This is a genomic window from Arthrobacter sp. 10T44, assembly GCF_056393885.1.
Genome location: NZ_JBFTGT010000009.1, coordinates 1 through 23589, shown reverse-complemented (window position 1 = coordinate 23589; position 23589 = coordinate 1). Strand labels below are relative to the sequence as shown.

The 23589-nt window shown below is 68.5% G+C and carries 26 protein-coding genes; 14 read left to right on the top strand and 12 right to left on the bottom strand.

The window, feature by feature from the left end; translation table 11 throughout:
- Positions 1 to 17: 17 nt before the first annotated feature.
- A complete protein-coding gene (locus AC1DBL_RS14240; RefSeq protein WP_441419084.1) occupies positions 18 to 311 on the bottom strand; it encodes a DUF4287 domain-containing protein in 294 nt (97 codons plus the stop codon).
- Between the two features lie 128 nt (positions 312 to 439).
- On the opposite strand from AC1DBL_RS14240, the gene AC1DBL_RS14235 reads away from it, so the two are divergent.
- A complete protein-coding gene (locus AC1DBL_RS14235; RefSeq protein WP_476893453.1) occupies positions 440 to 880 on the top strand; it encodes a protein-tyrosine phosphatase family protein in 441 nt (146 codons plus the stop codon).
- Positions 881 to 917: 37 nt separating this feature from the next.
- Here the strand turns inward: AC1DBL_RS14235 and AC1DBL_RS14230 are convergent, their stop codons facing one another.
- Complete coding sequence (locus tag AC1DBL_RS14230; RefSeq protein WP_476926359.1) at positions 918 to 2024, bottom strand: GTP pyrophosphokinase; 1107 nt, start codon at positions 2022 to 2024, stop codon at positions 918 to 920.
- 205 nt (positions 2025 to 2229) lie between these two features.
- Here AC1DBL_RS14230 and AC1DBL_RS14225 point away from each other — a divergent pair, with 205 nt between their 5' ends.
- From AC1DBL_RS14225 to nhaA, 4 genes are all read left to right on the top strand, one after another.
- The gene (locus tag AC1DBL_RS14225; RefSeq protein WP_476909611.1) at positions 2230 to 3024 is read left to right on the top strand and encodes an alpha/beta hydrolase; all 795 of its coding nucleotides are present in this window, start codon (positions 2230 to 2232) and stop codon (positions 3022 to 3024) included.
- A gap of 79 nt (positions 3025 to 3103) precedes the next feature.
- On the top strand, positions 3104 to 4495 hold the full coding sequence (locus tag AC1DBL_RS14220) for a TrkH family potassium uptake protein (RefSeq protein ID WP_476909612.1): 1392 nt from the start codon (positions 3104 to 3106) through the stop codon (positions 4493 to 4495).
- Positions 4488 to 5183, top strand: a complete 696-nt coding sequence (locus AC1DBL_RS14215) for a potassium channel family protein (RefSeq protein WP_476926358.1) — start codon at positions 4488 to 4490, stop codon at positions 5181 to 5183. The genes AC1DBL_RS14220 and AC1DBL_RS14215 overlap by 8 nt, the downstream gene beginning before the upstream one ends.
- A 76-nt stretch (positions 5184 to 5259) precedes the next feature.
- The gene (nhaA, locus tag AC1DBL_RS14210; protein WP_476893448.1) at positions 5260 to 6621 is read left to right on the top strand and encodes a Na+/H+ antiporter NhaA; all 1362 of its coding nucleotides are present in this window, start codon (positions 5260 to 5262) and stop codon (positions 6619 to 6621) included.
- A gap of 17 nt (positions 6622 to 6638) precedes the next feature.
- Here the strand turns inward: nhaA and AC1DBL_RS14205 are convergent, their stop codons facing one another.
- Positions 6639 to 7832, bottom strand: a complete 1194-nt coding sequence (locus tag AC1DBL_RS14205; protein WP_441419177.1) for an MFS transporter — start codon at positions 7830 to 7832, stop codon at positions 6639 to 6641.
- Positions 7833 to 8006: 174 nt separating this feature from the next.
- On the opposite strand from AC1DBL_RS14205, the gene AC1DBL_RS14200 reads away from it, so the two are divergent.
- The 5 genes from AC1DBL_RS14200 to AC1DBL_RS14180 all read left to right on the top strand — a co-directional run bounded on the left by AC1DBL_RS14200 (position 8007) and on the right by AC1DBL_RS14180 (position 11641).
- Positions 8007 to 8972 (top strand): carbohydrate kinase family protein, encoded by a 966-nt coding sequence (locus AC1DBL_RS14200; protein WP_476926357.1) that lies wholly within the window; start codon positions 8007 to 8009, stop codon positions 8970 to 8972.
- A gap of 9 nt (positions 8973 to 8981) precedes the next feature.
- Complete coding sequence (locus AC1DBL_RS14195) at positions 8982 to 9479, top strand: YbhB/YbcL family Raf kinase inhibitor-like protein (protein ID WP_441419079.1); 498 nt, start codon at positions 8982 to 8984, stop codon at positions 9477 to 9479.
- 139 nt (positions 9480 to 9618) lie between these two features.
- Positions 9619 to 10437, top strand: a complete 819-nt coding sequence (locus AC1DBL_RS14190) for an HAD family hydrolase (protein WP_441419078.1) — start codon at positions 9619 to 9621, stop codon at positions 10435 to 10437.
- 111 nt (positions 10438 to 10548) lie between these two features.
- Complete coding sequence (locus AC1DBL_RS14185; RefSeq protein ID WP_441419077.1) at positions 10549 to 10794, top strand: hypothetical protein; 246 nt, start codon at positions 10549 to 10551, stop codon at positions 10792 to 10794.
- A gap of 46 nt (positions 10795 to 10840) precedes the next feature.
- Complete coding sequence (locus tag AC1DBL_RS14180; RefSeq protein WP_476893447.1) at positions 10841 to 11641, top strand: glycerophosphodiester phosphodiesterase family protein; 801 nt, start codon at positions 10841 to 10843, stop codon at positions 11639 to 11641.
- A 36-nt stretch (positions 11642 to 11677) separates the two neighbouring features.
- On the opposite strand, the gene AC1DBL_RS14175 is transcribed toward AC1DBL_RS14180, so the two are convergent.
- Positions 11678 to 12571 (bottom strand): NAD(P)H-hydrate dehydratase, encoded by an 894-nt coding sequence (locus AC1DBL_RS14175; RefSeq protein ID WP_441419075.1) that lies wholly within the window; start codon positions 12569 to 12571, stop codon positions 11678 to 11680.
- Positions 12555 to 13325 (bottom strand): histidine phosphatase family protein, encoded by a 771-nt coding sequence (locus AC1DBL_RS14170; protein WP_476917277.1) that lies wholly within the window; start codon positions 13323 to 13325, stop codon positions 12555 to 12557. Before AC1DBL_RS14170 ends, AC1DBL_RS14175 begins: the two co-directional genes overlap by 17 nt.
- 154 nt (positions 13326 to 13479) lie before the next feature.
- On the opposite strand from AC1DBL_RS14170, the gene AC1DBL_RS14165 reads away from it, so the two are divergent.
- Positions 13480 to 14604, top strand: a complete 1125-nt coding sequence (locus AC1DBL_RS14165) for a glycerate kinase (protein ID WP_476909617.1) — start codon at positions 13480 to 13482, stop codon at positions 14602 to 14604.
- 25 nt (positions 14605 to 14629) lie between these two features.
- On the opposite strand, the gene AC1DBL_RS14160 is transcribed toward AC1DBL_RS14165, so the two are convergent.
- Together AC1DBL_RS14160 and AC1DBL_RS14155 are read right to left on the bottom strand one after the other, a co-directional pair.
- Positions 14630 to 15292 (bottom strand): DUF6766 family protein, encoded by a 663-nt coding sequence (locus tag AC1DBL_RS14160; RefSeq protein ID WP_441419072.1) that lies wholly within the window; start codon positions 15290 to 15292, stop codon positions 14630 to 14632.
- A 51-nt stretch (positions 15293 to 15343) separates the two neighbouring features.
- On the bottom strand, positions 15344 to 15835 hold the full coding sequence (locus AC1DBL_RS14155) for a DUF6328 family protein (RefSeq protein ID WP_441419071.1): 492 nt from the start codon (positions 15833 to 15835) through the stop codon (positions 15344 to 15346).
- 223 nt (positions 15836 to 16058) lie between these two features.
- Between AC1DBL_RS14155 and AC1DBL_RS14150 the strand changes: the two genes are divergently transcribed.
- On the top strand, positions 16059 to 16589 hold the full coding sequence (locus AC1DBL_RS14150) for a hypothetical protein (RefSeq protein WP_476926356.1): 531 nt from the start codon (positions 16059 to 16061) through the stop codon (positions 16587 to 16589).
- 92 nt (positions 16590 to 16681) lie between these two features.
- On the opposite strand, the gene AC1DBL_RS14145 is transcribed toward AC1DBL_RS14150, so the two are convergent.
- Positions 16682 to 18037 (bottom strand): uracil-xanthine permease family protein, encoded by a 1356-nt coding sequence (locus AC1DBL_RS14145; RefSeq protein WP_441419069.1) that lies wholly within the window; start codon positions 18035 to 18037, stop codon positions 16682 to 16684.
- Between the two features lie 111 nt (positions 18038 to 18148).
- Here AC1DBL_RS14145 and AC1DBL_RS14140 point away from each other — a divergent pair, with 111 nt between their 5' ends.
- On the top strand, positions 18149 to 18658 hold the full coding sequence (locus AC1DBL_RS14140) for a GNAT family N-acetyltransferase (RefSeq protein ID WP_441419068.1): 510 nt from the start codon (positions 18149 to 18151) through the stop codon (positions 18656 to 18658).
- Here AC1DBL_RS14140 and AC1DBL_RS14135 read toward each other — a convergent pair.
- The 3 genes from AC1DBL_RS14135 to AC1DBL_RS14125 all read right to left on the bottom strand — a co-directional run bounded on the left by AC1DBL_RS14135 (position 18545) and on the right by AC1DBL_RS14125 (position 21875).
- On the bottom strand, positions 18545 to 19222 hold the full coding sequence (locus AC1DBL_RS14135) for a class I SAM-dependent methyltransferase (RefSeq protein ID WP_476926382.1): 678 nt from the start codon (positions 19220 to 19222) through the stop codon (positions 18545 to 18547). The genes AC1DBL_RS14140 and AC1DBL_RS14135 overlap by 114 nt on opposite strands.
- Positions 19223 to 19404: 182 nt before the next feature.
- Entirely contained in the window at positions 19405 to 20559 is a 1155-nt protein-coding gene (locus AC1DBL_RS14130) for a multicopper oxidase domain-containing protein (protein WP_476926355.1), read from the bottom strand.
- 299 nt (positions 20560 to 20858) lie between these two features.
- A complete protein-coding gene (locus AC1DBL_RS14125; protein ID WP_476909628.1) occupies positions 20859 to 21875 on the bottom strand; it encodes an NAD-dependent epimerase/dehydratase family protein in 1017 nt (338 codons plus the stop codon).
- A gap of 92 nt (positions 21876 to 21967) precedes the next feature.
- On the opposite strand from AC1DBL_RS14125, the gene AC1DBL_RS14120 reads away from it, so the two are divergent.
- Positions 21968 to 22753 carry a GNAT family N-acetyltransferase gene (locus AC1DBL_RS14120; RefSeq protein WP_441419066.1) on the top strand — a complete coding sequence of 262 codons (786 nt, stop codon included), beginning with the start codon at positions 21968 to 21970 and terminating at the stop codon, positions 22751 to 22753.
- Positions 22754 to 22950: 197 nt separating this feature from the next.
- Here the strand turns inward: AC1DBL_RS14120 and AC1DBL_RS14115 are convergent.
- On the bottom strand, positions 22951 to 23589 hold a 639-nt coding region (locus tag AC1DBL_RS14115), incomplete at its 5' end, for an HNH endonuclease signature motif containing protein (RefSeq protein WP_441419065.1).

The following is a 23589-nucleotide window of genomic DNA, read 5'->3' as shown; positions in this document are numbered from 1 at the left end:
GCACTAGGAACCGGGCGCTACGAGGACGGCTTGGATGCCTTCCCGTCGAGCCAGAGCGTGTCAGACTCGTCGCTGTGCGCGCCGGTGGCGCCAACGTGCTTGCTGCTGATGCCGGGGCCCTGCCGGATGACGTGGACGAGTGCCATCCCGTGGCCGCGGCCCAGCCCGTAATCCGTCTTCAGCCAGTCGAGGATCTCCCCGGCCTGCGCGGGCGCGTCCGCGAAGCCCTTCTGCCGGGCGAGCTCGAGGAGCTGGCGGGGAGTAAGCCCGGTCTTGTCCTCGATCGTGTCGAGGTACGCCTGGAATGACATCCTTGGATTCCCTTCAGCGGTTCTTGAGTTCCGGCCACTCTAAGGACCGGGATCGGTTACCGCCAGACCCGTCTGGCCCTAATTTGGGGTCCTTCAACCGGGTACCGGGAGGGGCTACGCTCGGGACTATGGCGCAGACATGGGAACCGGGTCAACCCGGTGTGCTCAGTCTTCCTTCCGGACGCCTGATCCGTGGCCGGGGCCTGCTGGCGCCGTTCCCGTCCGGTCCACGGCCCGAATTCGGCTTGTACCTGCTGGGCAGTCGCCCGCATCCGACGGAGTGGGACTCCCGCTGGGTCCGCTGGCGGGACCTGCATGTTCCCGCCGACGACGCCGATGCCCTAGACGCCTTCCGGGAGGCGTGGCGGCGCGCGGAGACGGAGCGGGTCGAGGTGGCCTGCTGGGCGGGCCGGGGCAGGACCGGCACCGCTCTTGCCTGCATCGCGGTGCTCGACGGCGTCCCGCCCGCCGAAGCTGTCGCCTTCGTGCGGCGGAACTACCGGCGCACCGCCGTGGAGACGCCCTGGCAGCGTCGCTACGTCAGGCGCTTTGGCGGGGCAGTTTCCTAAGCCGCAAACGCATCGGCGGGGCGCCGATTCCCCAGCCCTAGCCCTGCGTCAGCCGGTAGCGCTCGATCTGCTTGAGCCGGCGCAGCAGGCTGTCGCGCCGCGGGTGCGGGACGGCGTCGGCCGGTTCCGCGGTGAGGTCGATGTGCGCCGTTCCGTACTGCCACAGCAGCAGGTCGTCCAGCAGCCGGTCGGGGCCCGGGGAGTAGCGGTGGTCCAGGGCCTTACGGACCTCGGTGATCCGGTTGGCGCTGAGCAGGCCCGCGAGCTGCACGGTCTGGTTCAAACCGTGCGCGGCCATCAACTCGGCGGCCCAGCCCCAGTCGTCGTCGACCTTGCGGTCCACGTGCGGCAGCAGTGTCCGCCAGACGTCCCGGATCCGGTTCGGGGTGAGCTGCGCGGCGCCCTCGCCGTCCATGTCCCAGTAGCTGCGGACCTCCTCGTAGCGCTCATGCAGGTCCGCGAAGGCCCCCTCCACGGTCTCCAACATGGCGGCCGTGGCGGTGAACTGGCGGTCGAAATGCGGGGTCCATGCCCGCGGATCCTCGGCCTTGAACCGGATGTCGTGCTCAATTTCGCTCCAGGCGTGCGCGAAGACCGTCCGGATCTGGCATTCGAAGAAGTAGCTGCCGTTGGGCTGCACCTCCGGGTTGAAGGCCTGCTGGTACTCCTTGACGGCATCATTCTGGATGGTCCGCAGGATCAGGTGCCGGCTGGAGTAGCCGTAGGTTCCGGACTCGATCGAGCCGATGTCCTTCTCGCGGTCGCCGCGGCAGTCGAAGAGCTGGCGCTGGCGCTTGATCAGGTTGGCGACGACGGCGTTTTCGGCCGGGAGCTTGGTGATGACGCGGATGCCGACCATGTCATTGAGCGTGCGGAACGGGTCCGGAAATTTCAGCACCGGCGGCCCGCCCGGCTCCAGCGGTTCCTCAATGCGGGAAATCTTCTCGCGGAACGACTCCACCGTCTTGGTCCGGCCGGTCACGAACAGCGGCGTCACCTCGGTGCCCTTGAGCATGGCACGCAGCGTCAGCAGCACTTCGCGGGTGACCAGTTTCAGGGCAGGACGGACCCGCTCATAGAGTTCCACGTTGTCCTGCACGGATTCGCGCAGCGCGGGGTCAAGGCGCTCCCAGTTGCTAGCCATGGGCCTAGCTTACGGCGCAGCTGTGACAGCCAGCCGGCCCGTCACCGTGTGGCGGCAATACAGCGCCGGCTTCAACGGCGCCGCGCGGCGCCCAAGGTAGGCTCTGCAGATGGCTGATGTGCGGCGTCGGACTCTATTGGCGGCCGCAGCGGCGGCGACACTGGGGGCGGTCGCTGCCTGTTCACCGGGCCCCAAGGAGGACACAGTGAAGCGGCAGAAGTACCACTACGGCGACGACCCGAGCCAGTGGGGGGAACTTTTCCTCCCGGACGCGGCCGAGCCCAGGGGCGTGGTGGTGGTGATCCACGGCGGCTATTGGCGTTCGCAGTACGGCGCCGAACTCGGCGAACCGCTGGCCAAGGACCTCGCTGCGCACGGCGTGGCCGCCTGGAACCTGGAGTACCGGCGGGCGGGCAACGGCGGAGGCTGGCCGCACACTTTCGCGGACGTCCTCGCCGGAATCGACAAGCTGCGCGACATCGCCGACGAACACGGCCTCGGCTTGGACCGCGTCGTCGCGCTTGGCCACTCGGCCGGCGGGCACCTGGCCGTCTGGGCGGCCGGCCGCAGCCGGCTTGGCCAGCTCGGCGCCCCGGACGCGGACCGCCAGCTGCAGCGCAAGGACGACGACGGCGCGGTGCACCTTACCGGTGTCGTCAGCCAGTCCGGGCTGCTGAACCTGGCCGAGGCGGAGCGGCTCAACCTGAGCAACGGCGCGGTGAGCAACTTCCTGGGCGGTTCCTCGGAAAAATACCCCAAACGGCATAAGTTCGCCGACCCGATGAGCGCCGTGCCGCTGCGGGTTCCGGTGTACGCCGTGCACACCACCGAGGACGATACTGTGCCGATGAGCCAGTCCGAGGCCTACTCGGCCGCGGCCAAGGCCTGCGGCGCCCCGGTCCAGTTCCTCAAGGTCCCCGGCGACCACTTTGCGCTGATCGACCCGAAGGCGGCCGCCTACCGGAAATGCCGCGAGCTCGTGCAGCAACTGCTGGGCTGAACCGGCCGAGGCGGCCCCGGGGAGCGGCCACCCGAATAGGCCCGGCGAAGCAGCCCGGCGCCGGTGATAGCGTGGCCCCATGCATGTGAAAGTTCCCGCGGTGCTCCGTGCCCCCGTGGCGGGCTTCACCAGGTTCGCGCGCGCCTTCGCGCCCAGCCATCCCGCCCAGGTGATCGTCCTTGGCTTTGCCGGCGCCGTCGCCGCGGGGACCGGACTGCTGTCCCTGCCGGTGGCGAAGACCGGCGACGGCGGGGCCACCTTCCTGGAAGCCCTCTTCACGGCCACCTCAGCCGTTTGCGTGACAGGCCTGAGCACCGTGGACACGCCCGTGTTCTGGAGCGGCTTCGGCCAGGTGGTCATCCTCGTGCTGGTCCAGATCGGCGGGTTCGGCGTGATGTCCTTCGGCACCCTGCTCGGGGTCCTGACCGCCCGTCGGCTGGGCCTGAAATCCCGGTTGTCCGCCGCCGCGGAGACCAAAAGCACCGGTTTCGGCGACGTCCGCGGGGTGCTGGTGGGGGTCCTCGGCATCAGCCTGATCGTGGAAGCGCTGTTGGCCGTGATTCTCGCGGCCCGCTTCATGGCCGGCTACGGCTACCCGCCCGGCGAGGCCGTATGGCGTGGCATCTTCCATGCGGTGTCAGCCTTTAACAACGCCGGCTTCGCCCTGTATTCGGACAACCTGATGGGGTTCGTCGGCGACCCCTGGGTGTGCCTTCCGATTGCCGCGGCGGTGATCATCGGCGGCCTTGGTTTCCCTGTCCTCTTTGAACTGGTCCGGCAGTACCGGCGCCCGATCTTCTGGGGCATGAACACGAAACTGGTCCTGGTCGGCTCGGCGGTGCTACTCACCGGCGGGACCGTTTTCCTGACCGCGGTGGAGTGGACCAACCCGGCCACACTCGGCGCGCTGCCGGCCGGTGACCGCGTGCTCGCCGGCTTCTTCCAGTCCGCCATCACCCGCACCGCCGGCTTCAACAGCATCGACATCTCGCAGATGCATCCCGTGTCCTGGCTCGGCATGGACATCCTGATGTTCATCGGCGGTGGCCCGGCCGGAACCGCCGGCGGCTTGAAGATCACCACCTTCGCCGTGCTCTTCTTCATCCTCAGCACCGAACTCCAAGGCGGCACGGCCGTGAACATCTTCGGGAAACGGCTCTCCCGGGCCGTCCACCGCCAGGCGATCACCGTGGTGCTCCTCGCGATCGCCCTGGTGGTCGGATCCACCATGTTCCTGATGCTCATTACCGACTTTGGCCAGGAGCGGATCCTTTTCGAAGTTGTCTCCGCCTTCGCGACGGTGGGCCTGTCCACGGGCATCACCGCCGCCATGCCGCCGGCCGGCCAGCTGGTCCTGATCCTGCTAATGTTCGTCGGCAGGCTGGGGCCGGTGACCCTCGGCGCCGCCCTCGCGTTGCGCGAACGGCCCCTGCTTTACGAATTCCCCAAGGAAAGGCCGCTCATTGGCTAAGAACATTTTTGCCGCCCGCACTGCGGCCGCCAGCACCAAGGCGTCCTCGGTGGTGGTCATTGGGCTCGGCCGCTTCGGCGGCTCCCTGGCCCTGGAGCTCGAGGCCCAGGGGACCGAGGTCCTCGGGGTGGACGCCAGCGAGGAAATTGTCCAGTCCTTCAACGGGCGCCTCACCCATGTGGTCAGGGCCGATTCGACTAAGGAGGAGGTGCTGCGCCAGCTGTCCGTGCACGAGTTTGACCGCGCGGTGGTGGGCATCGGCTCCGACATTGAAGCCAGCATCCTGACCACCTCGCGGCTGCTGAAATTCCAGCGCCCGCAGATCTGGGCGAAGGCAATCAGCGAGCCGCACGCCGAAATCCTCGCCCAGCTCGGCGTCGAGCACGTGATCCGGCCTGAGCATGACATGGGCAGGCGGGTGGCCCACCTGGTCCTCGGCTCCATCCTCGACTACGTGGAATTCGAGGACGATTTTGTGATGATCCGGACGGGCCCTCCGGCTATCGTCCGGGACCGCCCGCTCGGGGTCGTGGGACTGCGGGAGAAATTCGGCGTAACCGTGGTGGCCGTCAAGCGCCCCGGCGGGATCTGGGGCCACACCACGGCGCAAACGGTCCTCTATGAGGAGGACCAGATCATCGTCCAGGGTGCCAAGTCACAGGCGGAACGATTCAGCTCGATGCCGTAGGCAAGTAGACTGGGATCTGGTGCGCCGGGAAGTCTGGTCGGCATAGTTCAGTCGACCCAAATTTTAGGACTTCCGCATGAGCCACACACCTCCTCCCGCGCCCCAGGCCGGCACGCCGCGCCTGACCATCTTCGGTCGCGGCAGTTACGCCGAATCCCTGCGCATCGGCGAAATCCTCCGAAAGGAAACCGTCGGCGGAGCCCTGCTCGTGTTCGCGGCCGTCGCCGCGCTGATCTGGGCCAACTCGCCGGCGTCGGAGAGCTACTTTGCGCTCCGCGACTTCAAGATCGGCTACGAACCCTGGCACCTGGACCTCAGCCTGGGGGCCTGGGCGGCCGACGGACTGCTCGCCATCTTCTTTTTCCTGGTCGGCCTGGAGCTCAAGCGCGAGTTCGTGGCCGGCGATCTTCGCCAGCTGGACAAGTCGATCGTGCCGGTTGCCGCGGCCGCCGGCGGGGTGATCATCCCGGCGGTGATCTACGCCGTCGTCAACCTCGGCAGTCCCGAAACGCTGCGCGGCTGGGCGATCCCCACCGCCACGGACATAGCCTTCGCCGTCGCGGTCCTCGCGATCATCGGCTCGCACCTGCCGAGTGCGTTGCGGATCTTCCTGCTCACCCTCGCCGTGGTGGATGACCTGATCGCCATCACCATCATTGCCGTGTTCTACTCCAGCGACCTCCAGCTTGCCCCCCTGCTGCTGGCCCTGCTGCCGCTGGGCCTGTACACCTACCTGGCGCACCGGTACCGCCGCTTCTTCGGGCTGAAGGCCCCCGCGGCGTGGTTCATCCTGCTGCCCCTCGGCCTGGCCACCTGGGCCCTGGTGCATGCCTCGGGCATCCACGCGACTGTGGCCGGCGTCCTGCTCGGCTTCGCGATCCCGGTGCTGCGCTCCCAGGCCAGCGGGGGACCGGAAGCCGGACCGGGGCTTTCGGAAATCTTCGAGCACCGGTTCCGGCCGATCTCGGCCGGCGTCGCGGTGCCGGTCTTCGCCTTCTTCTCCGCCGGCGTTGCCGTGGGCGGCTGGGGCGGGCTGGGCTCGGCGCTGGCGGACCCGGTCGCCGTGGGTGTCATCCTGGCCCTCGTCCTGGGCAAACCGGCCGGCATCCTGGGCACCACCTGGCTGCTCACCAAGGTAACCAAGGCGCGGCTGGACAACTCGTTCAAGTGGATCGACGTGTTCGGCGTCTCGATCCTGGCTGGGATCGGCTTCACCGTGTCGCTGTTGGTAGCGGAGCTCAGTTTCGGCAATGGCAGCGTCCATGACGACCACGCCAAGGTCGGCATCCTGGCGGCGTCGTTGCTGGCCGCCCTGCTGGCGAGCGTGGTGCTCCGCACCCGCAACCGGCAGTACCGGCAGGCGGAGGAAGAGGAGCGGCGGGACTCGGACAATGACGGCATTCCCGACGTCTACCAGGAGGGCGGCGCGGAGCGCTGAACCTGCGCGGGCCGGTGCTAGGCGTGGTGGTCGGTGCCGCGCATCCGTACCGCGACGACGAGCCCGGACGCCGCCGTCAAAGCGGCGACGACGGCGATCGCCACCGGAATGCCGTAGGCGTCCGCGAGTATCCCGGACAGCAGCGCGCCCACGGCGAAGCCGCCGTCGCGCCACAAGCGGTAGATGCCGACCGAACGCGCCCGCCACTGCGGGTGGGCCACATCGCCGATGGCCGCCAGCAGGGTGGGGTAGACCATCGCCGTGCCCACGCCGAGCAGGACGGCCGCGAGGAGCCAAATTTCGAAGCCATGGCCGGCCGCCACGATGGCCAGGCCCACGGCCTGGATAAACATGCCGCCCGCGATCAGCCACTTGCGCCCCAGCCGGTCTGAGGCGGCGCCGGTGATAAGTTGCACCGCTCCCCAAACCGCCGGGTATACCGCGGCGAGGATGCCGATGCGCTCGATCGAGAGGCCGGCGCCGGCGAAGAGAACCGGGAACAGGCCCCAGGCCAGGCCGTCGTTGAGGTTGTTGACCAGCCCGGCTTGGCTCACCGAGGAGAGCGAGCGGTCCCGGAAGCTGGTCAGGGTAAAGATTTCGCGGGTGCTGAGCGCCGCGCCGGCACCGCTGTGCGCGTCGACGTGGTTTGCGGCCTCGGTTTTCGCATGGTGGTGCGTTTCCTTGACGGCGAGCACGGACAGGCCGAGCCCCAGGGCGATGTAGGCGGCGCCGAGCAGGAACGGCGCCGGCCGCAGGCCGTAGGACGCCGCGAGGTAGCCGGTAACCAGGGCCGTGCCGGCCACGCCAAGGTAGCCCGCGGCCTCGTTGAATCCCATCGCGAGGCCGCGCCGGTTCGGGCCGACCAGGTCCATTTTCATGACCACCGTGGTGGACCAGGTAAGGCCCTGGCTGATGCCCAGGATCACGTTGGCGGCCACGATCCAGGACCAGCTGGTGCCGAAGATCAGCAGCAGCGGCACGGGCAGCGCGATTAGCCAGCCGGCCACCAGCACCGGCTTGCGCCCATAGCGGTCCGAGAGCGTCCCGGCGAAGTAGTTGGTGGCTGCCTTGGCCAGTCCGAAGGCCAGGACGAAAGTCAGGGCGCTCGTGTATTTGTCGAGATGGAACACGTCGCTGGCGAGCAGCGGCAGCACGGTGCGTTCCTGGCCGAGGGTGCCCCCGACGAGGGCGTTGACCGCAACGAGCAGCATGAACTGGGCAATGTTTTGGCGCAGCCCCAGGATCACGGCGCCGGGCGCGACGGCGCGGCGGGGCGAGGGCTGGGTGTCAGGGGTGGGCACTCCTCAAGGCTATACCCCTGGGGGTATCGAATCAAAACACCGGTTGGGGCGGCGCCGGGCGGCGTTCTCTGGCAGAGTATGACCATGCTCACAGTCATTGGTGAGGCCCTGGTTGATGTTGTCCAGCGCTCCTCAGGTATCCAGGCCCACGTCGGCGGCAGCCCCTTGAACGTCGCGGTGGGCCTGGCCCGGCTGGACCACCCGGTGCAGTTCATCGGCCGCTACGGCCGGGACGCCTACGGGGAATCCGTCGCGGCGCACCTCAAGTCCAGTTCGGTGCTGCTCCCGCTGGGTCCGGACGAACTGCCGACGTCGGTGGCAACCGCCTTGATTGACGACGACGGCGCCGCGAGCTACACCTTCGACCTCGCCTGGGAGCTCCCCGGCCTCGCGGACCGGCTGCCGTTCATGCTGCAGGGCAGCACGCTGCTGCATACCGGCTCGATTGCCACGATGCTGGCGCCGGGTGCCGCGGAGGTGCTTGCCGCCGTCGAGCATGCCCATCCTTCGGCGACCATCAGCTTCGATCCCAACTGCCGGCCTAGCATCATTACCGACGCCGACTACGCACGCCACCAGGCCGAAAAGTTTGTCACGCTCGCGGACGTGGTCAAGGCCTCCGACGAGGACCTCGAATGGCTATACCCCGGCGTTGATCCGCTGGATTCGGCCCGCCGGTGGCTCTCGCTCGGCGGCTCGGAGGGCCCCGCCATGGTGGTGGTCACGCGCGGCGCGGCCGGACCGTGGGCCGTCAACGCCGCCGGCGAGGCGCACGTCGCGGCCCCGTCGGTGAAGGTGGCGGACACCGTCGGTGCCGGGGATTCCTTCATGGCCGCGCTGCTCTCCGGTGTCGTGGACCTGGGCCTCAACGGGGCCCAGAACCGCAAGGAGCTGCGCGAGCTATCCGCCGGGAGCCTGCGCGAACTCCTGGGCCACGCCGCCGCGGCGGCCGCCGTTACGGTCTCCCGTGCCGGGGCCAACCCGCCCACCCGGGCCGAACTTAACCGGATGGAACTGGGCCCGGAAAGTGCGGGCCTAACCAGCAATTGAGAGGAAGCCATGGCAGCCTTCAGCCTAAGCAGCGACACTTTCGAGGACGGCCAGATCCTGCCGGCGGCCCAGCGCGGCGCGGCGACCGGTCCCGGCGGCAAGGATGAATCGCCGCCGCTGCACTGGAGCGGCGCTCCGGCCGGCACCCGAAGCTACGCCGTCACGGTGTTCGACCCTGACGCGCCGGGCCACGGCGGCTTCTGGCACTGGGCCGTGCTGGACATCCCGGCGGACGTCACCTCGCTGGCCGCGGGGGCGGGGTCGCGGCACGGCGGCGGCCTGCCGCTGGGCGCCTTCCAGCTCCGGAACGACGGCGGTTCCGCCGGCTACCTGGGGGCCGCCCCGCCCAAGGGCCACGGCCCGCACCGCTACGTCATCACGGTGCACGCCCTGAACGTGGAAAAGTCCGGGCTCGACGCCGGCGCATCCCCGGCCAAGCTGGAAGCCAAGCTCGGCCCGCACACCCTGGCCCGGGCGAGCCTGACCGGACTGTACGAACGGCACTGACCGGCGTCGTGGTATGCAGCGGAACCAGCCCATCCGCGTCCCCTGTTTCGACGCTTCCCTGCGCCCTCGACGATTCCAACCACCCTGCGGGCAGGGAACCGTCGAAATGGCGCGGGCGCGGCCAACGTAGACTGGCAGTATGCGGCTGGTAGCAAGTGATATTGACGGAACGATCCTGGGCCACGACGGCAAAATCAGCGACCGGACCGTGCGCGCTTTCCACGCCTGCCGCGACGCCGGGGTGGAACTGGTGTTCGTCACCGGCCGTCCGCCGCGCTGGCTGCACCCCCTGCAGGAACAACTCGGCCACACCGGAACCGTGATCTGCTCCAATGGCGCGGTGGTGTGGGACCTGGAGGCCGACCGTATGGTGTCCGCCCGGGCCCTGGAGCTCGACGCCGTCTTCGAAGCCCGCCGAATCATCCAGCGGCTGCGTCCTTCCGCGTTGTTCGCCGCGGAGACCCTCACCGGCTTCCACCTGGAACCCGGGTTTCTGGGCACCGGTTCCAGCGGACTGCTCGCCGAATTCACGCCCGCCCCGCTGCAGGACACGCTCCGCGCCGACGACGCCGTCGTGAAGTTCCTCGCGGTCGTCCGGGAAGGCACCGCGGATGAGTTCCTCGCCGAGGTTTCGCCCGCTGTCGCGCATCTGGCCGCAGCCACACACTCGGCCCCCAACATCGCGCTGCTGGAGCTGTCGCTGCCCGGCGTCAACAAGGCCGTGACCCTCGCCGAATACGCGGCGTCCCTGGGCGTTCAGGCGCAGGAGGTCGTGGCCTTCGGCGACATGCCCAACGACATCGAGATGCTGCGCTGGGCCGGGCACGGCTACGCCATGGCCAGCGGACACCCGGAAGCAATCCGTGCGGCCGGCCAGCAGGCACCGCATTTCGACGACGACGGCGTGGCCCAGATCCTCGAAGCCAAGCTCGCCGAGCTGGGCGTCCGGCTCCCGTAACCCACGCCGCCCGGCGGACACGGGATTCCCAGCTGACGGACAACTGCCGTTCACCTTGGCCGCCTAGGCTGGCGTGACCGAACGGATCTCTTGACTGATGGTGGGGCAATCATGGCCAGGTACGGCAACCGACATACTGATGACCAGCCGCTCCGACGGGTGGATCCCGACGCGCATTGGAAGAGCCTGCGCCAGGGCGACCGGGTCCGGGTGCGGCTCACGCCCGGGTTCGAGACCGGCGGGTTCGTCGACGCGGTGACGCCGGACCACACCACTGTGTGGGTGGACCTCGACGGCGGCGGCCGGACACTGCTGCACTGCAGCGACGGGGTGGAGATCCTGCCCCACGGCTCCTGAGCCCGCGTTCCGGCAACGGCCGGCCCGGCTCCGGTACGCTTCAAGAGTGACCCTCCCGCACCCCTTCCTCGCCCCCGGCGGCGCTGCCGGCGCGCCCGTGGCGATGGCCCACCGCGGCTTCTCGCCCGAGGGCGCCGAGAACTCGATGGCCGCCTTCCGCGCCGCCGTCGCACTCGGTTACCGCTACCTGGAAGCGGACGTGCACACCACCGCCGACGGCGTCCTGCTGCTCTTCCACGACGAAACCCTCGACCGGGTCACGGACGGCAGCGGCCGGATTTCCGAGCTCCCGGCCGAAACGGTGGCCCGGGCCAGGATCGCCGGCACCGAGCCGATCCCGCTGCTGGAGGAGCTGGTCGCGGAGTTTCCGGAGGTCCGGCTGAACCTCGACGTCAAGGACTGGAACTCGGTGGCCACCCTGGCCGCGGCGATCGAGCAGTACGGCCTGCATGACCGCGTCCTGATCGCGAGCTTCTCCGACCGCCGCCGGCGCGCCGTGCTGCGCCGCCTGAGCCGGCCCGCCGCAAGTTCCGCCGGCATGGCCTCCAACGCCCTCTTCGTGCTGCTGGGGCCGCTGCTCCCGGCGACACTGCTGCGCCGGGTGACGGCACGTGCGCTCCACGACGTGCACGCCCTGCAGGTGCCGGTCCGCTACGGGGCCGTGCCCGTGGTGACGGCCGGGTTCGTCCGCCGCGCCCACCGCCACGGCCTGCACGTCCATGTCTGGACCATCAACGAGGCGGCCGAGATGCACCGCCTGCTGGACCTTGGCGTCGACGGGATCGTCACCGACCGCGCGGACGTGCTGAAGGCCGTCCTGCAGGAACGTGGGCAGTGGCCGGACTGAGGCCCTGCCCTGACCAACGGCGGCCGCGCGCACCGCTTAACTGCTGAGTTCCACCATCAGCGCCGGCAGCTCATCGCAGAGCTCGCGCGCCAGATAGCCGAGTCCGCCCAGCCTGCTCGCCAGCCGGTCGCCGGCAGCGGCATGCAGATGGGAGCCCCAGCAGGCGGCCTGCGCATCGGTGGTCCCGCGGGCCCGCAGGCCGGCGATGGCTCCGGCCAGTACGTCGCCGCTTCCGGAGGTGCCCAGGCCGCTGTGTCCGGTGGTGATTTCCCAGAGGTTCCCGCCGGGCTCCGCGATCACCCCCTGGCAGCTCACCACCGCCTGGTACTTGTCGGCGATCCGAGGCACGTCCCGCTGAAGATCCTCAATGTCCCGGCCCAACAGGATGCCGCCTTCGGTGACGTTGGGGGTCAGGATCAGCCGGCCGGCCCAGGGCTGCAGTTCGCCGGCCAGTTCGGGCAGGCAGCCCAGTGCATAGGCATCGAGGACGACGGCGGGTCCGCGCTTCGGCCGCGACCGGCCCGGCAGCAGCAGCGCCCGCAGCAACGACAGGGTCTCGTCCTTGTCGTCCAGGCCGGGTCCGACGAGGATGGCGTCAGCGGCGCCGGCCTCGTCTGCCAGCAGCGACGCCCCGGAGCCCTTAACCGATCCGTGGCCCGTTTCCGGCAGCCCCACGACGCCGGACTCCGGGAACGCCACCGCCAGCTGCACCGCCGTCGACTCTGCCACCGCCAGGGTCAGCCGGCCGGCGCCGGAGCGCAGGGCCGCGACGCCGGCGAGGAGGGCGGCCCCCGGCGTCTTGCGGGCGCCTCCCACCACCAGCACCGAACCGCGGTCGTCCTTGCCGGAGCCGCCGCCGGGCAGCGGCCAGCCGCGCAGCAGAGTGGGTGTCAGCTGCACCGCGGGCGATGACTTAGCGCGGGTGGACATCGGCGTCCCCGGCGTGCTCGGTGACGGGAACGCCCTGCTCCGCCAGATGGTCTGCCATGTTGAAGCTCTCGAGCTCCCACGCCCCCGTCCCGTCGGTGCGGACAAAGCGGCTGACGGAGGCGTTCAGAATGCTGGTCGTGGCGGCAATGTCCAGCAGCTCGGACTCCGAGAGGCCCTGCAGAATGTAGCGGAACAGCACGATCAAGGCATCGTGGCAGACCAGCAGAACCTCTTCCCCGGCATGGTCACGATCCAGGTCGGCCAGCAGCGAGCGGAGCCGCAGCACGACGTCGGCCCATGATTCGCCGCCCGGCGGCCGGTAGTAGAACTTCCCCAGCCACCGCCGTCGCTGGGCTTCCTCCGGCAGCCGCGCCTCCACGCCCGCGGAGGTCAGCATGTCCAGGATGCCGAGTTCGCGGTCGCGGAGCCGCTCGTCCAGCCGGATCTGCACCCGCCATCCGCCGGTCTGGACTGCGAGTTCGGCGGTCTGCCGGGCGCGGGCGTAGGGGGAGGACCATACGGCGGTGCGGCCCGGCTCGGGGACGCGGGCCAGCAATCGGCCCAGCGCCAGCGCTTGTTCCCGGCCGGTGTCCGAGAGTCCGACGTCGGCGTCGCGCGCCGGGACGTTTATGACCTGCGCCCCGGCCTGATGCGCGAGGGTGGCGGCAACGTTGCCTTCACTTTCCCCGTGCCGGACCAGTACGAGTCCCGTGATGCCCGGCAAGCTGCCGCCGGTGTGTCCGATGTTGCTCACCGCTACCTCCTGCTCGCCGGCCCGCGGGGCGGGCCGGAACTGCCACGGCCGTCCGCGGGAGGATCCCGGGCGGCCCGGAAGTGCCCACGTTACTCCGGCGCTCCCGGCCTTGTCTCGGAAAGTAATTGTCGGCGCGGGCTGGCAGGATGGAGCCATGCGTATCCTGATCGCCCCTGACAAGTTCAAGGGCTCCCTGACTGCCGCCGAGGCCGCCGCCGCCATTGCCGAGGGCGCCCTGCGCGTCTACCCCGAGGCCGAGGCCGTCCAGTTCCCCGTGGCCGACGGCGGCGAGGGCACCTTGGAGGCGGCGGTCGCTGCCGGGTACGAGGAGCGCCTGAACGCCGTCGTCGGGCCGATTCTGGCGCCGATCGGCGCGGCCTGGGCGATCCGCCAGGACGCCTTCGGCGGGGCGACCGCCGTCATCGAGACGGCACAGGCGTCCGGGCTCGCACACATGGAGCCGACGCCGGCCAACGCCCTGCGGGCCCACAGCTACGGGTGCGGACAGCTGATCGCGGCCGCGCTGGACGCCGGCGCCACCGAAATTGTGCTTGGCGTGGGCGGCTCGGCCATGACCGACGGCGGCAGCGGCGCCCTGCGCGCCCTGGGCCTCAAGCCGGTGGACGCCGCCGGCAATGTGGTGCCGCTCGGCGGCGGCTCGCTCGGCGACGTGGTCGCCGTGGACCTCAGCGGACTGGATCCGCGGCTGGCGGCCGTGAAGTTCAGGATTGCCGTGGACGTGCAGAACCCCCTCTACGGCGCCGACGGCGCCGCGCACGTCTTTGGCGCCCAGAAGGGCGCCGACGCGGAGGCCGTGGAGGTGCTCGACGCCGGGCTGCGCAACTGGGCCTCGGTGCTGCGGCAGGCCACCGGCCGTGACGTCAACGTCCCCGGCGCTGGCGCCGCCGGCGGCTTCCCGGCGTCGTTCCTGGCCTTCAGCAACGCTGCGCTGGAGGGCGGCTTTGAACTTGTCGCGGGGCTAACCGGGCTTGCCGCGAAGCTCGCGGACGCGGACCTGGTGATCACCGGGGAGGGCTCCCTGGATTCCCAGTCGCTGGCCGGGAAGGCGCCGATTGCCCTGGCCGACGCTGCCCGCGACCTGGGCATCCCGGTCATCATGGTCGCCGGCCGGATTCTCGTCACCCCCGAGGACCTCGACCGCCACGGGGTGGTCGCCGCCGCCCAGTTGCTGGACGTGGCGCCCAGCCCCGCCGATGCCATCGCCAACGCCGCGAAGTACCTGGCCTGGGCCACCAGCCAGGTGCTCGAAGGGGCCTGAGCCGCGAAGCCGGAGAGCCTCCGCCCTAGGCGCCGGTTTCGTAGTGCGGCTCGGCCACTGGCTTGGACTCCGGGGATCCCTTCTCCCGCAGATACACGGAAGCGCCGACCAGCACCGCGACGGCCAGGAACTCGCTCTGCCAGTTCTGGAATGACTCGAACCAGAACCGGCTCGTCGTGAGGTAGCCCAGCACGGTGACCGGGGGCTGGCCATGGGCCTGCTGCTCCTGGCTGTACTCCTCGCTGCCGCCTACCGCGTGGAGCGCGACTGACATCAGGAACAGCAGCAGGAACATGATCGAGAGGGAGTGCTCATAGATTTTCAGCACCCAACCGCCGCGGCGCACCGGCCACGGCGTCGCCGCCTTGATCGTGGCCTCCCGCGGATCCTCGTCCTGCGGGGCCTTTTTCCCCATCGGCTTCGACTCGGAGGAACCCTTCTGGAAGAGGAAGACCGTCAGGATGACGTACATGCCCATCTGCAGGAACTCCGACTCCCAGTTCTCGAAGGTCGCCTCTAGGAACGCTCCGGTCCCCAGATACTCGAAGATTCCGACGGCGGCCTGGCCGTGGGCGAGCTGGTCCTCGCTGTAGTCGGCGGCCCCGCTGATGACCATGCCGCCGAAGAAGACGACGAAAAGTCCGATGTTCGCCAGCAGCAGTCCGTGTTCCTTGGCCCACTTGCGCATTCTTGCTCCCGATTCTGGGTGGATCGTGTGAGGTGCAGTTCCGTTCATGGCCTACCCCCGTCCGGTCTTGCGGCGGAGCCTGTTGGGAATCAGCACGAGCAGGATCAACAGTACGGCCAGCAGCGCGCCGCCGGCGGTAAGTCCGGCGGTCCGTCCCGCTGTCACGTCAAAGACCAGCGCAGAAGTACCCACGCTCAGCAGTGCGACGCCGGCCAGGGCCACTTTCGCGATCCGGTCCGCACTGGCCACGAGGGTATCCTTGAGCCCCTTGCGGAAGAGCCGGCGATGCGCGCTCACCGGCAGCAGGATCAGTGCGGTGGTTAGGGCTGCCAGGACAACGTTGGTGAGGTAGAGGGTCAGCTGGAACCCGTCCAGCGTCTCGAAGCGTGATTGGAACGGCAAGGTCAGCAGGAAACCGGCCAGGATCTGGACGCCGGTCTGAAGAACCCGCAGCTCCTGCAGCAGTTCGGCCCAGTTGCGGTCCATCTTCTCGTCGAAGGTTTCGTCCCGGCCATCGTTCCGGGTTTCTTCGGCGTTGGGCATCGTCGCTCCCTTTCAAGTTTCACCTGCGACCCCCTTGCGTGCGCCCGGCACGGGATGGCGGTCAACTTGGCCCGAAACACAAATTCAGGTCGGTACTAAGCTTACTGAGGATTTTTCGGGTACGGTGGAAAACACGGAAAGGCTGCGCTCCCGGGCGCGGCTGGACTCCAGATCCGATCATCCAGATTCGACCGGCCGAATGCCAGAAAGCAGGAGGAACGACGTGACTCAGGACCCGCAAGGACGCCCCATCGAAGAGGAAGCGGGCGGCTACGGAACCCCCACCGCCGAGCAGGAACTGCCAGGCGGGGACGCGAAGACGTTTGCACAGCCCCGCGATGAAGAGGCCTTCGATGCCGCGGGCCTCAACCAGGACAGCCCGGACGGCGAGACCTACCCGGCGGGGACGCCGGACCTGAGCCAGTTCGGGGCCGAAGACCAGGACAGTGCAGGAGAACCCGGAGCCGGACGCTTCGGAGGAACAGAGGAACAGATGAACGCGGAAAACGAAAGCAGCGAAGCCGGATTCGAGCAGGGCAACGAAGCGGCAGCCGAAAGCGGCGGCGCGGTGCCCTCCTCGGACGCGGAGATGGACGCGGCCAACACGGAGGAACCGGAGCCGGGCCGGCCGTTCTCCTCGGAGTCCGGCCAGGACGCCGCCGGAATTCCGGACGGCAGCGGCACGGACCTGCCGGATGAGAAGTCACCGAAGGATCGTGACAGCGAAGACAAGGAATCGTTCGACGCCGGCTAGACCGCCGCGGACACGCCGAAGGCCGGCGCCCTGCCACCGCATGGTGGGAGGGCGCCGGCCTTTTGTGCAGCGGGTTGTGTGCCTGCCGGCGGCTAGCGGCGCTTCTTCGGAGAGCGCTTCGCCGCGGCGTTGACGGCAGCCCGGGCCGCTGCGACGGGCGCGGCGTCTTCGGTCTCCGGTTCGGCCACGGTGCCGCGGGCCTTCGCGATGGCCTTCATGCCGTGGTAGATCACCAGGGCGGCCGCGGAGCCCAGGGCGATGCCGGTGAACTTGAGGTCGCCGATGGTCCAGGTGTAATCGGCGATGCCGACAATCAGGGCCACTGCGGCGGTGGTGAGGTTGATCGGGTTGGAGAAGTTGACCTTGTTCTGCACCCAGATCTTCACGCCCAGGACGCCGATCATGCCGTAGAGCATGGTGGCTGCGCCGCCGAGCACGCCAGCCGGGACGGTCGCGATGAGTTCGCCGAACTTCGGCGAGAAGCTCAGCACGACGGCGAAGATGCCGGCCACCCAGTAGGCCGCCGTCGAATAGACCTTCGTTGCGGCCATGACGCCGATGTTTTCGGCGTAGGTGGTGGTACCGGATCCGCCGCCCAGGCCGGCGAGGACAGTCGCGGCGCCGTCGGCCATCAGTGCGCGGCCGGACACGCCGTCGAGGTTCTGCCCGGTCATGGCGGAGACCGACTTCACGTGGCCGATGTTCTCCGCCACCAGCACCAGCACCACCGGGACGAAGAGGCCGACGACGCCGAGGTGGAATTCGGGGGTCTGGAAGTGCGGGAGCCCGACCCAGGCGGCGGCGTCGACCTTGTCGAAGTTGATCTCGCCGCGGATCATCGCGACGAGGTAGCCCACCACGACGCCGACCAGGATGCTGAGGCGGCCAAGGATGCCGCGGAAGAAGACGCTGACCACGATGATCACCGCGAGGGTGACCAGGGCGGTGATGGGGGCGGCGTCGAAGTTGTTCTTGGCGGCGGGGGCCAAGTTCAGGCCGATCAGCCCCACGATGGCGCCGGTGACGATCGGCGGCATCAGCCGGTTGATCCAGCCCGCGCCGAACTTCTGCACAATGGCGCCGATGATGGCCAGCCCCACGCCGGCCAGCACCACGCCGCCCAGCGCGCCGGGAATCCCGTACTGCTGTTGGGAGGCCATGATCGGGGCGATGAACGCGAAGGAGGAGCCGAGGTAGCTGGGCACCCGGCCCTTGGTGATGACCAGGAACAGCAGGGTGCCGATGCCGGAAAAGAACAGCGTGGTGGCCGGCGGCATGCCGGTGATGATCGGCACCAGGAAAGTGGCGCCGAACATGGCGACAACGTGCTGCATGCCCACGCCGATTGTCAGGGGCCACGCGAGGCGCTCATCCGGCCTGACGACCTCGCCGGGGCGGATGGACTTGCCGTTTCCGTGGAGCTTCCATTTGGTGCCGAGCATGCTCATTGCAGCGAGCCTTTCAAGAATGTGTGGCGGGACCGGGAAGGAATCTTCCGGTGACACTTTACCGCGCCGGCCGGACGGCATTGGTGCCGGAAGCATCGATATAGTGCCGGTATGCCAGCCCTGACTGTTCCTTCTCTAGGTTTGCGCGCCGCCTGGCTTGAGGCCCACGCCGAGTGGGGGCCGGGTCACGAGGATGGCTTCGGGCTGCTGCCGGACGACGACGTTGAGTCTCCTTCCGGTTTCGAGGCGTGGTTGGAACGACTGGCTCAGGAGTCGGCCCGTTGCACCTACCGATGGATCATCGAGGACGGACGGGTGCTCGGCGGGATCGCACTGCGCCACGCGTCCACCGGGTCCGAGGATCGGACCGGGCACATCGGCTACGGCATCCGGCCGTCCGCGCGCCGGCGCGGACTGGGAACCTGGGCGCTCGGGAAGATGGTCGACGAGGCGCAGTTGCTCGGCATGGACCGAGTCCTGCTGGTCTGCGCCGCCGGCACCGTCGCCTCAGCGAAAACTATCGAGCGTCAGGGCGGAGTGCGTGAGAATGTCAGCAAGGCCGGACCTAGTAGGGTCTGGCGCTACTGGATCAGCGTAAGACAGTCCGCCGCAGGGTACTAAGGGACTGCCGCTGCGGCTGGGGCGTCCGGTTTGCCCATAAGGAGCATTGCCTGCGGGTGTTTTTCGCCTTCCCGTGCGGCCCGGACAAGTTGCACCTCCAGCGCGAAGCCCTGCTCCGTGAAGCGGCGGACGACGTCGTCGGGACTGTGCAGTTCTGCCCGGAGTACGACGTCGTGCCCGTAAGCGCGCTCGATGGTGCGCTGGCCGCTGGCCGCTGCCCGCCTGGAAGGCGATGAGGGCCCAGCCGCCGGGGCGGAGCGCCCGCCAGAACTCCTGAGCGATCTGCCGCAGCTCCGGCGGGGAAGCGTGGATGATCGAGTACCAGGCGAGGATGCCGTGTGCGGCAGCGTCGGCCGCCGGGAGAGCTGTCAGTTCGCCCACTTCGAATGCGAGCCCGGGATGGCTTCGTTGTGCCACCCGGACCATCCCCGGTGAGAGATCCACGCCTGTAACGTCGAGCCCCGCTTCGGCTAAGCGGACACTCAATCGTCCGGCGCCGCATCCGGCGTCGATCACTTTCCGTCCCGGGGCAGCGCGAAGCCGCGCGCAGAAGTCGTTGGTCATCGCCATATCGAGCCGCGTTTCAAAGCTGGTGTCCGGGAGCGCCTCTGAATAAGCCTCGGCCACCGTGTCATATGCGGTTCTTACGCCGGCCAGGTTCTCGGAGTTTCCCATTGCCCGAGCGTACCGACCCTGGGTCTTCCCGGCGGGCCGTCACTCTCCCAAAAACCGGCCGCGCCTGCCTGCTACGGCGTGTGGTCGGAATGGTCGCTGCTGCCGGTGCTCGCCGCGTCCGCCACCCGGTACCGGACCGACATACCGGCGGTCAGATGGTCGTTGACGTGGCAATGAAAGAGCCAAGTACCCACGTCGTCGGGAACCATATCGGCCACCACCATGCTTGCCGGCAGCAGGCTCACGACGTCGGTGCGCATACCCAGCGCCGTCGCGGTGTTTCCGTGCCAGTGCGGTGTGTGCAGGTCCACCTCGGTACCCATGCCCATCAGGTACCAGCGGACCCGTTCGCCCTTTTTCATAGTCAGCGCATCTAACGGCAGATTGCCGTACACGTACCCGTTGATGGAGTGCATCAGATTGCTCTCGACGAACTCTTCATCAGCCGGCGCCACCGAACGCGGGTCGCCGGCGAAGCGGTCGATATTGCGCTTGAGGTACGGGCTGGCGTTTTCGTTACTGACTTTGAACTGGACAAAGAACTCGCGGTCCACATCGTTCGGGGTACCGTCCGCGCGGGCGGCGCCGGTCTTGGTGATGACCATCGGACCGACTAGGCCGGCGTAGTCGTCTCCGACTTCGTCCTTGTGCGAGTGGTACATCCACATCACGGAACTCCCGTCCATCGGGCCGGGACCGGCCCGGTCCGGCACTTTGTAGCTGTAAATGTAGGAGTGTCCCGGAGGTACGGCGTCGTCCCCGTGGTCCGCCGCCCCGGTGCCGTCGTCGTACGGGGCGCCCTCGCTGGCCTTGTCGTAGAACACGCCGTGGACGTGCACGGAAGCCGGACGGTCGAGGTTGTTCTTGAAGACCACCTTGATGGTGTCGCCGACGACGCCCCGGATGACCGGGCCGAGCATGCCGAGATGCCGTTCGGCGGCGCTGCGCGGCTTGAGCTTGGTGAAGGACGCGTCCGTGTACTCCCGGTACAGCGCCTTCACGTAGGTGGCGCCAATGCGCCGGGGGCCGCGCTGGGTGAAGACGGCCGCTGTTTTGTCGAAGGCTGCGCCCGTGACCTGGTTCATTCCGGACGGCGCATAGTTCCAGTCGACCTCGTCCGCCCCGATGTAATACGTCCGGGTCTGCGGAACGTACTGTCCCTTCGCGGACGTTGCCATCGCCGTGCAGCCTGCGAGGGCAACAACCGTCGCCAGTGCCGCGGCCATTGCGGCGTGCAGCGCAACCAGAATCCTTCGCGGCCAGAAGAGAGGGCCCCGGTGCACTTGCTCCATTGCCATGAGATGACTGCCCATTGGGTGGCCCACCTTCGAATCCATGCCGAGCGGAGAGACTTGAGCCTTAGGCTCTTAAGCGTAGGACGGAGGCCACAATAAGCGTAGGGCCGGGGCCGAGGATTTTCCTTGCGGGATACCCCTGACGGAGCGTGCTGCTTTCCCTCCGGACTCCGCCAGGACGCTGCTGCGGTTTCGGTCAGCGCCTGCAGGTGCCGGGCCGGGATCGGATCCTAGCTCCGTGCGGCGAGGAAGGCGTCTTCAGCGGCGTAGTCGGTGAGGTGGTCGAAGAACGGCTCCGCGGGGCCCGGCTGGTTGGCCGGGTTGGCGAGTAGCCAGTCGATTTCCGCAGTGACAGTTTGGGCGTAGGTTCCAACGGGCTGGTAGCCGAGAGCCGTGGACGCCTGCGTGTCGAGGATCAGCGGCGGAGTGAAGTTCCAAGGGTGCGCGCCGAGGTCCGGATGGGCGTCGGAATCGAGGAGGATTTCTTCCCACTCGTGGTCAAGGCGGTCCGCGATCGTGCGGGCGATGTCCAGACCGGTAGGGGCGTCGGGGTCCGCGCTGTTGAGGATCCGTTGGCCGGGGCGGGCTGCGATCGTTTCGACCAGGGCCGCTGTGTTGACGGCGGCTGTGGTGTGGTCGCCTCCGGCCCCTTTGGAAGCCAGGAACACCGCAGGCCGTCGGTCGAGGACCCGCTTGACGAACATCCATTCCCGCGGCCGGGCAGCTCCATCGCCGTGAACCTTCGAGGCGCGGATTACAGTCACGGGATAGCCGCTGTCCAGGAGGACGTGCTCGGCAGCGACCTTGTTGGCGCCGTATCCCTCGCGGGATTCGTAGTCACCGTTCCCCGGCTGCATGGTCGCTTGGTCTTCCCTGATAGGAAGCGGGAATCTTGGCGCGACGTCGGAATTCACGTGATTGCCGGCGTCGTCGATGTAGACGGCTTTGCTGGATAGCATGACCGCCGACCCGACCGCGGCCAGATGGGGGAGTAGCAGGCGGGCGTCCGCCGCCGTGTAACAGGCCGCGTCCACCAAGAGGTCCGCTCCGTTGCCCACGGTTCGTGCAAGGTCTGCGTCGTTCCTCCGGTCGGAGGACTCGAATGTGGCCCCCGCCTCGCGCAGCACTGCCGGCATCTTCGACGCGTCCCGGCCCGTGATTTCCACCTGCCAACCGGCATCCAGCAGGCGTCGCGCGATGGCCCGTCCCAACACACCTGTACCCCCAAGAATGACCGCTCGCTTCATCACGCCAACCCTAGCGGGCGATGACCACGAATCCTGCCATCAGATCCAGTGACGCGGCCCGTAACTGCGGCGCCGCTGTAGCCTGAGGTCCGATGACGAATTTGAAACTCCTTACGGCGTACGATCAGCAACTCCGCACCGATGCGGAGACCCCTAGTGCGGTCGCCGTCGAGCGTTTGGGCCCGCTGCGGCTGGTGACCTTCGCGGGCGGCCGCGGATTCGTGACCTATCAGGATCTGGCCGGAGCCGATGCGTCGAAGATCGCGCGGTGGGTGGCAGAAACGGTGGCGTTCTACCGCGCGGATCCGGAAATCGTGCGGGTCGAATGGAAAACCCGGGGCCACGACAATGCGCCCGGGCTGCACGAGGCGCTGCTCGAGAACGGGTTTGAGCCAGACGAGACAGAATCGGTCATGATCGGGGATGCCAGCGCGCTCGACGTCGACGTGGACCTGCCGCGCGGGGTGAGCCTGCGGCGGGTTACGGACGAAACGGACATCCGCGCCATGAGCGCCATGCAGGACGAAGTCTTCGGCAGCCCCGCCTCTGACGGAAACGCTGAAGCAATCCTGCGCCGAATGGCCCGCGGCGACGGGATGGAGCTGTGGGTCGCCGAGCACCAAGGCGTGATCGTCAGCGCCGGCCGCCTGGAACCGGTGCCGGACACCGACTTCGCCGGCATCTGGGGCGGCGCCACACGCGAGGAATGGCGCGGCCGGGGAATTTACCGAGCGCTCACCGCAGCCCGCGCGCGGGCGGCGATATCCCTCGGCAAGACGCTCATCCACAGCGACTCCACCGAATATTCGCGGCCTATCCTGGAGCGCTACGGCCTGGTCCGGGTGTCCACGACGACGCCGTACCGCTGGCGCCGCTGACCGCGGAAGACGTCGGCGACCGCCGTAGCAGACTGATTCCGTGACCCACGGACCGGACTATGCTGCGTACGCCGCCAAGATGCGCGGCCTGGCCGTCTCTGGTTGCAGCACCGCCGACGGCCCGGACGGGATTTTCGTCCTCGACACGTGATACCGCGCCGCGTGCCCCGTTTCACCGCCGACGTCGGCTGCGTGGTTCAGCATCTGAAGTAGTGGTTTCTTCGGGGTGTTTGGCGTGGGTCGAGGTGGGGTGGCGGGATGAACCAGGGGATCCCGGCACGGATCTGGATGGTCCATTGTTCTTTGTGGGTCAGGTGGTGATGGTGGGAGCAGAGGAGCGTTCCGTTGTCGGTGGATGTGGTGCCGCCTGTGGACCAGTAGTTGATGTGGTGGGCTTCGCACCAGGGTGCGGGGATGGTGCAGCCGGGGAAGGCGCAGCCCTGGTCGCGGGCGGTGATGGCTTTGCGGAGGTGGGGCGGGAAGATCCGGGTGGTGCGGCCGATGTCCAGGATCCGGCCCTGGGATCCGAGCAGGACGGGGATGATGTCCGCGTCGCAGGCGATTTTGCGGATGATCGCGGCGGTGACGGGGCCGGTGAAGGCCAGCGTCCCGGTGCCGGTGAACTCGAGCGGGACTGTCCCCGCGGCGTGTTGGCCGGCCCCGTCGGCGGCGGTGCCGGTGTCTCGGTGGAGGCGTTCGAGGAGGTCGCGGTAATCGATGGTGACCATGACCTGGGGCCGGAGCCCTCCGGTGGCGGGCAGTGCGCCGGAAGCCAGGGCCACTTTGCAGGCGCCGACCAGGCCGTCGAGGGATTTCTGCGGCCTCGACCGCCGGTC

Bases quoted from the DNA above. Each gene is read 5' to 3' on its own strand.
- AC1DBL_RS14240 (WP_441419084.1), bottom strand. From the start codon at position 311: ATGTCATTCCAGGCGTACCTCGACACGATCGAGGACAAGACCGGGCTT.
- AC1DBL_RS14235 (WP_476893453.1), top strand. From the start codon at position 440: ATGGCGCAGACATGGGAACCGGGTCAACCCGGTGTGCTCAGTCTTCCT.
- AC1DBL_RS14230 (WP_476926359.1), bottom strand. From the start codon at position 2,024: ATGGCTAGCAACTGGGAGCGCCTTGACCCCGCGCTGCGCGAATCCGTG.
- AC1DBL_RS14220 (WP_476909612.1), top strand. From the start codon at position 3,104: ATGCATGTGAAAGTTCCCGCGGTGCTCCGTGCCCCCGTGGCGGGCTTC.
- nhaA (WP_476893448.1), top strand. From the start codon at position 5,260: ATGAGCCACACACCTCCTCCCGCGCCCCAGGCCGGCACGCCGCGCCTG.
- AC1DBL_RS14205 (WP_441419177.1), bottom strand. From the start codon at position 7,832: ATGCTGCTCGTTGCGGTCAACGCCCTCGTCGGGGGCACCCTCGGCCAG.
- AC1DBL_RS14200 (WP_476926357.1), top strand. From the start codon at position 8,007: ATGCTCACAGTCATTGGTGAGGCCCTGGTTGATGTTGTCCAGCGCTCC.
- AC1DBL_RS14195 (WP_441419079.1), top strand. From the start codon at position 8,982: ATGGCAGCCTTCAGCCTAAGCAGCGACACTTTCGAGGACGGCCAGATC.
- AC1DBL_RS14190 (WP_441419078.1), top strand. From the start codon at position 9,619: ATGCGGCTGGTAGCAAGTGATATTGACGGAACGATCCTGGGCCACGAC.
- AC1DBL_RS14185 (WP_441419077.1), top strand. From the start codon at position 10,549: ATGGCCAGGTACGGCAACCGACATACTGATGACCAGCCGCTCCGACGG.
- AC1DBL_RS14175 (WP_441419075.1), bottom strand. From the start codon at position 12,571: ATGTCCACCCGCGCTAAGTCATCGCCCGCGGTGCAGCTGACACCCACT.
- AC1DBL_RS14165 (WP_476909617.1), top strand. From the start codon at position 13,480: ATGCGTATCCTGATCGCCCCTGACAAGTTCAAGGGCTCCCTGACTGCC.
- AC1DBL_RS14160 (WP_441419072.1), bottom strand. From the start codon at position 15,292: ATGCGCAAGTGGGCCAAGGAACACGGACTGCTGCTGGCGAACATCGGA.
- AC1DBL_RS14155 (WP_441419071.1), bottom strand. From the start codon at position 15,835: ATGCCCAACGCCGAAGAAACCCGGAACGATGGCCGGGACGAAACCTTC.
- AC1DBL_RS14145 (WP_441419069.1), bottom strand. From the start codon at position 18,037: ATGAGCATGCTCGGCACCAAATGGAAGCTCCACGGAAACGGCAAGTCC.
- AC1DBL_RS14140 (WP_441419068.1), top strand. From the start codon at position 18,149: ATGCCAGCCCTGACTGTTCCTTCTCTAGGTTTGCGCGCCGCCTGGCTT.
- AC1DBL_RS14135 (WP_476926382.1), bottom strand. From the start codon at position 19,222: ATGACCAACGACTTCTGCGCGCGGCTTCGCGCTGCCCCGGGACGGAAA.
- AC1DBL_RS14130 (WP_476926355.1), bottom strand. From the start codon at position 20,559: ATGGCCGCGGCACTGGCGACGGTTGTTGCCCTCGCAGGCTGCACGGCG.
- AC1DBL_RS14125 (WP_476909628.1), bottom strand. From the start codon at position 21,875: ATGAAGCGAGCGGTCATTCTTGGGGGTACAGGTGTGTTGGGACGGGCC.
- AC1DBL_RS14120 (WP_441419066.1), top strand. From the start codon at position 21,968: ATGACGAATTTGAAACTCCTTACGGCGTACGATCAGCAACTCCGCACC.